Origin of the sequence: Xanthomonas sp. 3075, assembly GCF_014197275.1 — a bacterium.
Lineage (GTDB): Bacteria > Pseudomonadota > Gammaproteobacteria > Xanthomonadales > Xanthomonadaceae > Xanthomonas > Xanthomonas campestris_B.
In genome coordinates this window covers 426,705-436,601 of sequence record NZ_JACIFI010000001.1, presented here as the reverse complement: position 1 = coordinate 436,601, position 9,897 = coordinate 426,705, and the positions used below count along the sequence as shown (strand labels likewise).

4 protein-coding genes are annotated in these 9,897 nt (G+C 55.2%); 2 read left to right on the top strand and 2 right to left on the bottom strand.

Annotated features, from left to right (window positions below; genetic code table 11):
* Positions 1–194: 194 nt before the first annotated feature.
* Together GGR62_RS01950 and GGR62_RS01945 are read right to left on the bottom strand one after the other, a co-directional pair.
* Complete coding sequence (locus GGR62_RS01950) at positions 195–4,232, bottom strand: hypothetical protein (RefSeq protein ID WP_184406294.1); 4,038 nt, start codon at positions 4,230–4,232, stop codon at positions 195–197.
* Between the two features lie 356 nt (positions 4,233–4,588).
* Complete coding sequence (locus GGR62_RS01945) at positions 4,589–5,092, bottom strand: hypothetical protein (protein ID WP_184406293.1); 504 nt, start codon at positions 5,090–5,092, stop codon at positions 4,589–4,591.
* A gap of 303 nt (positions 5,093–5,395) precedes the next feature.
* Between GGR62_RS01945 and GGR62_RS21030 the strand changes: the two genes are divergently transcribed.
* Together GGR62_RS21030 and GGR62_RS01935 are read left to right on the top strand one after the other, a co-directional pair.
* The gene (locus tag GGR62_RS21030; protein WP_326520226.1) at positions 5,396–8,602 is read left to right on the top strand and encodes a TerB N-terminal domain-containing protein; all 3,207 of its coding nucleotides are present in this window, start codon (positions 5,396–5,398) and stop codon (positions 8,600–8,602) included.
* Entirely contained in the window at positions 8,599–9,897 is a 1,299-nt protein-coding gene (locus GGR62_RS01935; RefSeq protein ID WP_184406291.1) for an ATP-binding protein, read from the top strand. The genes GGR62_RS21030 and GGR62_RS01935 overlap by 4 nt, the downstream gene beginning before the upstream one ends.

Genomic DNA, 9,897 nt, shown 5'->3' with positions numbered 1-9,897 from the left:
CCCATTCTTCGTCGGAGATATCGGTCGGATATGGCTTACGAGGCTTCATCCGCATACGTTAGCGTGACAAGAGCAAAGTTCATAACACGCTCTAGGCGGCATGCCATGCTTTATTTAAATGATCGAACTCCAGCACTACAGATTTGATCTACAAGGAACATCAAGCGCTTTGGTAAAGGCGCACCGCAATCAAATCAACTTGCTAGGCCCGCGCCGGGACCAGACACGTCTATCACCATTATCTTGATCCTTTTGGCAGCAGAACTCGGCAGCGTTTCTTGCAACATGCACTGCATCTCAGCTGCAGACTGCGGCCGATCCTTTCCATTAGGCGGACTTGGGATCGTAGATGCGCGCTTCTCCCCATACCAAAAAACCAAGTAAATACCTAAGCCACCAGCCTCCGGGTCAGGGGTGTATAACCGATCAAGCTGCTCGGTCGCCGCAGTCCAAACCTCCGCGTGAAAGTCACGTTTAATCTCGATGACCGCCTTAATATTTCGCCCCAAGATCACGATGTCGGCTCGTTTATCGGCGCTCATATGCCCTTCGGGCTCTGCGCGAAGCTCATGAGGAGATAGGCGATAACGGAGCATGCCGAGCAACGCGTCTCTGGCGGGATCTTCGGTTTTGGGCCGATCAAGACGATTCGCGCTATCGGTGTTCCAGAATAACTTATAAGGGTCTTCGTTACCATGACTGATATGTCGCTGCACATCGGCCAAGTGGTCAAGAACCACGGCAACCATATCCTGATGCGAGTGTGGCGCTCGATTGGCCAACGCTTCCTGTGCGACCTCCCAACTCGGTGCGACATGCGAAGCATCCACGCTTGCGGTCAGCTGATTGGCTTTATGGTGCAAGACCAAGTCGCGGTAGCTCTCCAACTCCGAGCTCTGCACCAACCTAGCCATGACCACACGCGCTTGATGGCTCGTCAGCGAAGCGATCTGCGCGATCATGGACTGGATATGCATCGAGGCATCCCAAGGATTGCGCGTTCCCATTGAGCCGCCAACCGGGTGATCAGTCTGCGGATACCGTGAAGCCGCCCAGGTCACGGCAAACTCAAGCTGGCTCAATGTATACGACCAGAACTTATGCGATCCGAAGCCCGCGTCCACGCCTTCTTCCAGGATCTCCCAGATCGCCACGTCAAGTTGCTCGGACGACAAGCTGCTTAAAATGGGCTGATAGACAGTAGGGTCAATGGTGAAGCCAAACCAAAGCCAAATTCCCAAGCATTGAAGCTCATTCGAACTCAGTGACGGCTTGGCTTGAAGTGAGTTGACCGTTTCCAAAGCAAGCGGCTTGATTGCATGCCACACGCCATCTTCCTGTGTCCACAGCAAGATTTGCGTGAGCACATCAGCCTTGGGCAGCGGATAACTGTGCAAAAGGCGAACTAAGGCCTGCCCCCGATGATCGCCTAAAAGCGCCGGATGACCAAGCGCCATCAAACAATGAGGATGGAGATTGTGCTGGGCTAACTCGTTGGCCAAAAAGGCTAAGTAAGTATCCGCCGCCAAGGCCGGCTTGGCCTCAACCACCTCATCAACCCATTCATGATGCCACTGATCTACCGACGATTTTGTATGCACATAGACAGGGAAAATGGCTTCAATCAAAAGTGCCGATGCTAGCAAAGGCTCCGGAAGCTCCTCAATCTCACCGCCTTGTTCGCGATAGACGTCGAGTGCCGCAAGCAATGCACTCCAACGCGTTGACCGTTTCTCACGGTAATCGGCAAGCAATTTAGACAGCGCTGGCGGTGGAAGTGCTGTGACTAACGCCTCAAATCCTTTCAAAACACGGGCTGAGCCTTGCTCTCCTAGTGCCCACTTCAAGCGCAGTTGAGGGGATGAAGGTGCTGCTGCACTCTGAGGTTGGTCTTGCCAGAAATAGATTTCCGCAGCTTCCGCAAGTAAGCCCAAGTCCGAAGCACTGCTGATTGCCGCAGCATGATGTTCAAAGCGCGCCTGCGTGCTGACTCGCCAAGCTTCGGTCCGCTGTTCCTCCTGTTGGGTGTATTGGGAGATTAAATCTGGCGACTGATTTCGTTGCGCTTGCCATGCTTGGCGGACCGCGCCTAGCACTGGATCATCTTTCTCCAAGGCGGAAAACTCAGCGCTTTGCTCAGCTGCTTTATCCCCTAGACGCAGGGATTCATTCAAGGCTGCCTTATAGATCAAGGATCTTCGCTCGCCAGAGGCAACATACACCGCTTGAAGCATTTCGTTGAGCGTGTCGTCTGGATCCAGCAAAGACCTCATCGCATGGATGAAGCGAAACCAGGAATTCTCATCACCCTTGGAAAAATCGGCGTGCACCAATGCTGCGCGAAGCAATCTTCTTCCCAAATCGGGAGATGCTTTGACCGCTTTGGCGAGCGATTCTTCTTGACTATGGTATTGAGCGCGACGCAGATAGAACTTGAGCCAGTCATAGGATTGCTGTGGACTTGTGCTGACTGGCAACGCGATGGCGAGAAGGCGTCCATAAAGCCGCGATGCCTCACGCGGCCCACGCCGGCTTGCAAAGACTGATGAATTAGGAATCGCACGACCTTGAATTTGCTCCAAAATCGCCTTTGCCACCGAAGAGTCCACATGATCTAGTAACCCAATCGTGATTCCAATCGGGAGTTGCTCTTCATACGATTCAAGATCATCCCAGAACGCGATAAAATCCTTAGCGTCGAGTCCATCTCCAAGATGAGCATGAAGACAAGCGCTACGTAACCGCAAGTCATCTTCAGAGCTACCTAAGTGAGAATAGGCAGCAAGCAAAGCGTGCCGCGAAGCGTCGTCGCCTTCATGGAGCACTTCCATTGCTAAAACTCGCAATGCGTAATGCGCCTTAACATCCCGCACGAGTGCTTTGAGGATTGCCGTAAAGCCTGGCAATATCCGGCCGCCTTTTTGCAGCGACAGCACAAATAGGCGCAAAGACAAGCTGCTTTCCGATGACGTCAACAGATGCTGGTATTGCCCTGTCAGAGCGGGATCAGCTAAGGCTTTGGCTGTATCTGGCAAATGGCGGCGAGACAAGAACCAAGGGTCTTGCTTGCTGTGACTCGCTAGCGCGTGCACCAATCTCAGCCGATTGGCTGACGACCAATTAGATACATCTCCATAGAGCAGCACACCAACTGGGTCGTAATCCATCAAAGGCGTCGGGTCAGCTACGAGGGTGACCAGCCAAGCAAACAAGCCACGAAGCGCGGTAGGTGGGCGTTCCTCAACTCCAAGCAAGGCAAGCAAGCGACCCAGTGAGAACCCGGATGAAGGCCGCCTAACGAGGTAGCGTGCTGCGAGGAACTCAGCAATCGTGCGATGGGTGTAGTCCACCCCTCCCTGACCTATTGAGACGAAGGCTCGCCGACTCAATGCCGCGTAAAGCTCAGCCTTGGGCGCTAAATCGATCTCCCTGTAGCAAGCGATGCTTTCGTCATCGGAGCTCGCAGCAAGTGAGAAGCCTTGGCAATCTGATAGCAAGCGTAACGCACACAAAGCTCCTGCTGCACTGAGAAGCTCCTTGGCCGTGAACCGACCTGGCCCCAAGTCTTTCTCAGCATGAAGAGGGTTTTGCTCATCAAGCAAAAGCAACACTGCGCGATCAAAGAGTTCCGTCTGGCTTAATGGCCAATTTCCTCGCCGGACCACCTTGGCGAGCAGCAGCAGGGTATGAGGGTTTTCCAGCAAGGGGCCGAGCTGTCGCCGAATGGCTTCTTCAACAAAGCGCTCAGCATCGTCATAGCAGCTGCTTGCAAGCACGCTCATCTGCTCGCTTTTTGTGAGAGCAAGAAGCCGAACTACAGTGGCCGCGCCTGACTTGTTGAAGTAAGGCCGCAACGCCGCCAGGTCAGTCTTATCCAGCCAGTCCGCCACACGGCAGGATAATCGCATGCCTTTGGGCCGGATAATCGCTAGCTTTCGCGTCAGCTGGTCGACCGTAGATTGGTCGGATCGTCCCGAGCGCGTCTCATCGAGCGCGTCAATCCAAAGAATCTGATCACGCGGGACTTCGTCAGATGGCGTATTGAGGAAGTCTCTAACGGTGAAGTAGCATCCGCTTTCTTTGGCGGAATAAGCCTTGAATAGCGAGCTTTTCCCAGAACCCGGATCGCCTAAAACAACGAGATTTTGAGCGTTTGCATGAGCACTAAACAGGGTCACTTCACTTCCCCGCTCCGGGGGAGGATCAATTTGCAGAACTTGACGATCCAACATCATTCTTTTCTTATTAACCTTTGATGCGGGTGGAGCTGACGCTAAGCTTGGATGCTCATCAGCGCGTAAAAAAAAATGCAAGTCAAGGCATTGACAGGATGAAAATTGCGGTTAGTTCTAGGCCACCGTCCTCAACCTAAACCTTACCATGACCATCGAAGAATTTTGGAACCAAGCCTATCTAGCTGCTCTCAGTCGTGTTCCCCCTCAGCAAGCCAAAGCCAATGCAGACGAGGCAACGGAGATTTGCATCGCGCACTGGCAAGAATACGCGCATCGCATTTCCGATCCCCGCTTCTCACTTTGGCAGGCCCAGCCCATCAGCGGCGTGCCAAAAACCATCTCAACAATCCCCCTCAGCGTTTTTTCCCAAAAGGATCCGGTAGTGAAGACTTCGGTGAAACAGAAACCGAAGCGTCAAGCCGTGACCTCTCGTTGACTATCTCAGTGCCTAAGGCCTGAGCAACGCCAGTGGCTGAGATAATGCTTTGTGTTTTTTGAAACTTGACCAAACTTCCCTGCATCCATACTTGATAGGTAAGAAGATGCCTTTTTTTTGAACCATCAATCCAATAGAACTCAATTACCTTTGCTCCCGATGCGATATCAAAGAAAGCAACGAGGCTGTTGTGAAACGACGTTGCCGTCGGCGGTATGTTTTCAAGGGCTTTCTGAGCTTCCTCCAAGTCGTCCTGCACCAGGGAAAACCTACTCCCAATCTGCTTTGTGCTGGCTTTCGTCGGATCAAGAATTTCCGCATCGTCTGGATTTTCTGGCACCACCACAAGCGCGATAGGATTTTTATTTTCCGGCAAAAAACAAGAGAAGATGTGAGCTGGCGTTTTCGAATTGGAGGTCATTACAGCATCCCTGTGGTTTGGAGATGAGACGGGTCACGCATGGACAAGCAGGCGCGTCCCGGCACGCCTAATATCCTTGAATTTGCTACTACTGGCCAGACTTGCTCATAGCGGTTGGGCAGCGCTTCTCATCGGGCTAAACATGGTACGGGTCTCCGTTGCCCTAGGCGCCAAGATGATATGCCAAGCAAACTCCTCGGGTGCTTTTCTCGTGTCTGAGGGCACTACAATGGCCTAGGAAATGCGCCGTAGGCAGGGGGCCACGTGGCGAGACGCAGAAAGAAACAAGGCTCAGGCCTTACCGTGATCGCATTGGGGATCGCATTAGCGGTCATCGCGATGGTGCCTAAGCAAGTGTGGATTGCCATCGGCATTACTGTTGTGGTCGCTTTCGGGATTTATATCTTCGTGAAGTGGCAAGCGCAGCAGAAGCCGCCCGCCCCGATCGTGCGTGAGCCCACCCTAGCGGAACTGACGGGAACAAAGAGAGTTCAAAGCAAACCTCGTGGCTCCACAGCCGCTGATCCCGCTAGCGCCAATCGGAAGATCCTCTCTTCCATGCTAGAGGCTGCTCAACCACCGATCGCTCCATCGCCCTCGCAGAGCAACCGGGTTGCCAGCGAGCGCGTTGCGGAACCGACTGCAGCGTTGAGCCAATCAGTTCCCCCTTCTCAGGTGGCGCCTCCACAGAACCCAGCTCTTGCTGCAAAGGACCGCCCTGGGAACTTGCGGACCGCGATGGCGCATATTGCCGAGCACGGCCCGACGACACCAGTAGCATCACCGACTCCTGCCCCTCCCGGGCAGGCGGAAATGTCTCCGATCATTCTGTCAGGCACACGTGCCGCACTGGAACCGAGCGCCACCGGGAATCCTCAAGATCGTCCCGTCCCTCAGCAGCCCAACGGCAATTTGCTTGAAGCAATGCGCGCTGTGGCTGAGCAACCATCAATCAGTCGGCAAGCGAACTCTGCCATTGACGCCGCATCAGACGCTCCGCGCATCATCGTGCCCACCCCGAGCCGCCCACGCCCAACTGCTTCGCCTAGTCCAAGCGATCTAGGAACAACCAAGACACCAGACGCGCAAACCATCGCCTCGGCACCTACGGAAGCCCCGTCATCGCCGCAGCAACTGAACAGCAATCTTCTCGAGGCCATGCGTGCAGTCGCTGCTAAAGCGGCCATACCTCGGCAGGCTCAACCTACGGCCGGCGCCGAACTCGAAGACCAACGCGGGATCGTGCCGATTGCAAGCCAACCAACGCCAACTGCTGAAAGAGTTGAGACGATCCCAGCACTGCCACCTGCATTGCCGCCTATTCCCATTCCGACGAGCGAGACACAGGTGCCATCAACCCCGCCGCCGTTGCCTGCGGCCTCCCGCACGGAACCGGCGAACGCCACGGACGAACTTCATCGCACCAGCATCGCCGGCAGTGCACCTGCAAAGGAATTCTTGGTGCCCAAGCCTCCTGCGGGCTGGGAGAAGACGCGTTGGGTGCAGCCGGGCGAGATCATCGAAATTCGTGAGGTAGAAATCTCAGGTGGGCTGTTCTACGCGGGGATCAATCTCGCTACGCCAACAGGCGGAGACGAACCGAGCTTGGTCAATGGCCGCCTTTCTGTTGCAGCAACTGGCGACTATCGCGAGCCAAGTGGCTATTGGGGAAGCTACGCTGACCTATCTGCCACTGAACGCCGCGCTTACATCAATTGGCTGGCTTCTGATCGATCCGATCCCGAATGCAACAGCACATATGTGCTCCGGTTCCTGTATGGCCTCGAAAGGCGGGTTGTGCTCGATGGCGTCAGAGAGCCCGATTCGAAGCAGGACTGGCCAGTCATCAAAGCAACGCTCAGGCAACTCGATGCCGTTTACGGCAAAGCCGATGGACGAATTCGAAGCTACACCAACAGCTTGCTCGACTGGATGGAACTTGATGACGTTGGGGAAAAGCTTTACACCAAGCCGCTCCCCCGCTTTCAGCGCACCCATGAGCTTCCGTTTTACCTCCGCCTAGCCTTGGGTCAATGCTCCTTGGATCGTGCCCCGGTTCCCGCACCCTTGGCCCTTGCCTGGGCACGCCTCAGCCCAGAAGTCTCCATGCGCACTCCTACCGTCCGCTGCGCTGAAGAATTCGATCAGCTCTTCGTTGAGCGCTACCGGGAGCTTTTTGACGCGGGATTGGTCCTACCCAAGAACCGCACCAAGCTGAAATTTTCGAGACAAACATTTTCCCCTGCCTTTTATGGCAGCAGCTTCAAACCCAAGACCTTTGGCGAAACACCTGATGTCACCGCGCTCACCGCGCCCATCAAAAAGCTCAACGAAATAGTCCAGCAATGCACGGATGAACTCGGCCCGCTGAGTCGCCTTATCAACAAGAACCCCGAGGTTCGGAATACGCTGGATGGCTTGCTACACCTGCCCACCAGCATTTGGCCTGCCCCGCGTAAAGCAGCACTCCAATTGCTGGTGGACGAGGTTCAAGGTCTTGCGATCACCCTGCCCCTGAGCCAGCTTGCCGATCGCTTTGGCAATGGTGGTGCGCCGCTCAACCGAGAAAAGATCCGTGATCTTGCCAGGACGCTTGAAGCGGCTCACATCGGCATGGAGCCCAATGTGCTCGAAGGCGCGCGAGCGCCTGGCGACACTGATCCTGTGGTCCTCTTCGCGTTGCTGCCCGGCCAAACCCATCAAGCCCAAAGCAGCGCGTATCAAATCGCACTGTTGACCTTGCAACTTGCTTCCACCGTTGCGCAGGCTGATGGCGATTTCAGTGCACACGAAATCGAACATCTTGGCCGAGAGATTGATGCATGGAGTCACCTCAGTCCCGCCGACCACAAGCGCCTTCGTGCGCATCTTGTGTGGCTGAGCCAAGCACCCATCACCCTGGCCTCGCTCAAGAAAAAGCTTGATCCATTGGATCAAACCACCAAGGAAACAATCGCGGCCTCAATGGCAAGCCTTGCGCAAAGTGACGGCACGGTCTCGCCAGACGAAATGCGCTTCTTGGAGAAGGTTTACAAGACGCTCGGCGTGGAGACCAAGCGTGTCTTTAGTGATGTCCATGCCGTGAGCGCGGGAAGAAGCACCACCAAGGTAGAGCCAGCCAAGCGGTTTCGCCTGGACCCCAAACGTATTGCCGAACTCCAACACGATACCGCCAAGGTCTCTGCCCTCTTGGCTGGCATATTTACCGAGGATGTGCCTGAGCCCATCATCGAGCCCCAAGCACTGCCGCTCCCCAGTCAAGAAGCTGCTTCTACTCCTGGCCTGTTGGGTTTGGATGAAGCACATAGCGCACTGCTGCGCCTCATGCTCTCCCGACCCAACTGGACGCGCTCCGAACTGGAAGATGGCGCTTCGGATCTGGAGCTGATGCTCGACGGCGCACTTGAACACATTAATGATGCATCGTTTGATGCTTATGACATCCCATTCTCTGAAGGAGACGATCCGGTGGAGATCAACCCAGAGTTCATCGAGAAAATAGAGCAATGAGCAACCCTATTCGTGCCAAGGATCGTGATGCGGTCATCCAGTCATTGCGTGCAGGTGTCGTGCCTCGTGCGGGTCAGCACCTGATCCAGGTTGGGCGCATTCGCGAAGTCGAAACGTTGGTCAGCGACATTGATCGCTTGGCCGATGGCGGCTCCTCGTTCCGACTGGTCGTTGGCGAATACGGTGCTGGCAAGACCTTCTTCCTCAACCTCGTGCGTGCCATCGCGATGGAGCGCAAGCTCGTTGTGGCGAGTGCGGACCTCAATCCCGATCGGCGCTTGCATGCCTCCGGTGGCCAGGCCCGTTCGCTTTACGCAGAGCTGATGCGCAACTTGGCTACCCGCACAAAGCCCGACGGTGGAGCGCTGCCAGGGGTCGTTGAGAAATTCATCGCGACCGCCAAGACCGAAGCCAAAGCAAAGGATGTTCCCACCGAGCAAGTCATCCGCGCCAAGCTTGAACAGCTGACGGAACTCGTTAACGGCTATGACTTCGCTGATGTCATTGCGGCTTATTGCAAGGGCTTTGAACAAGGCAATGAGCAACTAAAATCCGATGCCATTCGCTGGCTGCGTGGCGAGTTCTCCACCAAGACCGACGCCAAAGCTGCGCTGGGTGTGCGCTCGATTGTCGATGATGCCTCAGTCTACGATCAGCTCAAACTGATGGGGCGCTTTGTGCGACTGGCCGGCTTTAGCGGCCTTCTGGTGTGCCTGGACGAGCTCGTCAATCTCTATAAGCTTGCCAACGCACAAGCACGCAACTCGAACTATGAGCAGATCCTGCGCATGCTCAATGACTCCTTCCAAGGCACGGCTGTGGGTCTTGGCTTCGTGTTGGGTGGCACGCCGGAATTCTTGATGGACACCCGGCGCGGCGTTTACAGCTACCAAGCGCTTCAAAGTCGCTTGGCCCAAAACACTTTTGCCAAAGAAGGGCTGGTCGACTTCTCTGGACCCGTTGTGCGTCTTTCGAGCATCACTGCAGAAGACTTCTATGTGCTTCTGACCAAGATCCGTCATGTCTACGCAGGCGGTGATGCGGATAAGTATCTGCTGCCTGACGAAGCTGTCCAGCAATTCATGGAGCACTGCGCCAATCGGATTGGTGACAGCTTCTTCCGCACGCCCCGCACCACAATCACGGCGTTCATCAATCTCTTGGCGGTCTTGGAGCAAAACCCTGGCACGGCTTGGCAAACTTTGATCGGCGAGGTTGAGGTTAAAGAAGACCACGGCGGCGACGAAGATCTCGCGGTTCAAGGCGACGATGAATTGGCGTCGTTCAAGCTTTAA

What these genes read in the sequence shown, in the direction of transcription:
- GGR62_RS01950 (WP_184406294.1), bottom strand. Translation starts at nt 4,232, where the DNA reads ATGTTGGATCGTCAAGTTCTGCAAATTGATCCTCCCCCGGAGCGGGGA.
- GGR62_RS01945 (WP_184406293.1), bottom strand. Translation starts at nt 5,092, where the DNA reads ATGACCTCCAATTCGAAAACGCCAGCTCACATCTTCTCTTGTTTTTTG.
- GGR62_RS01935 (WP_184406291.1), top strand. Translation starts at nt 8,599, where the DNA reads ATGAGCAACCCTATTCGTGCCAAGGATCGTGATGCGGTCATCCAGTCA.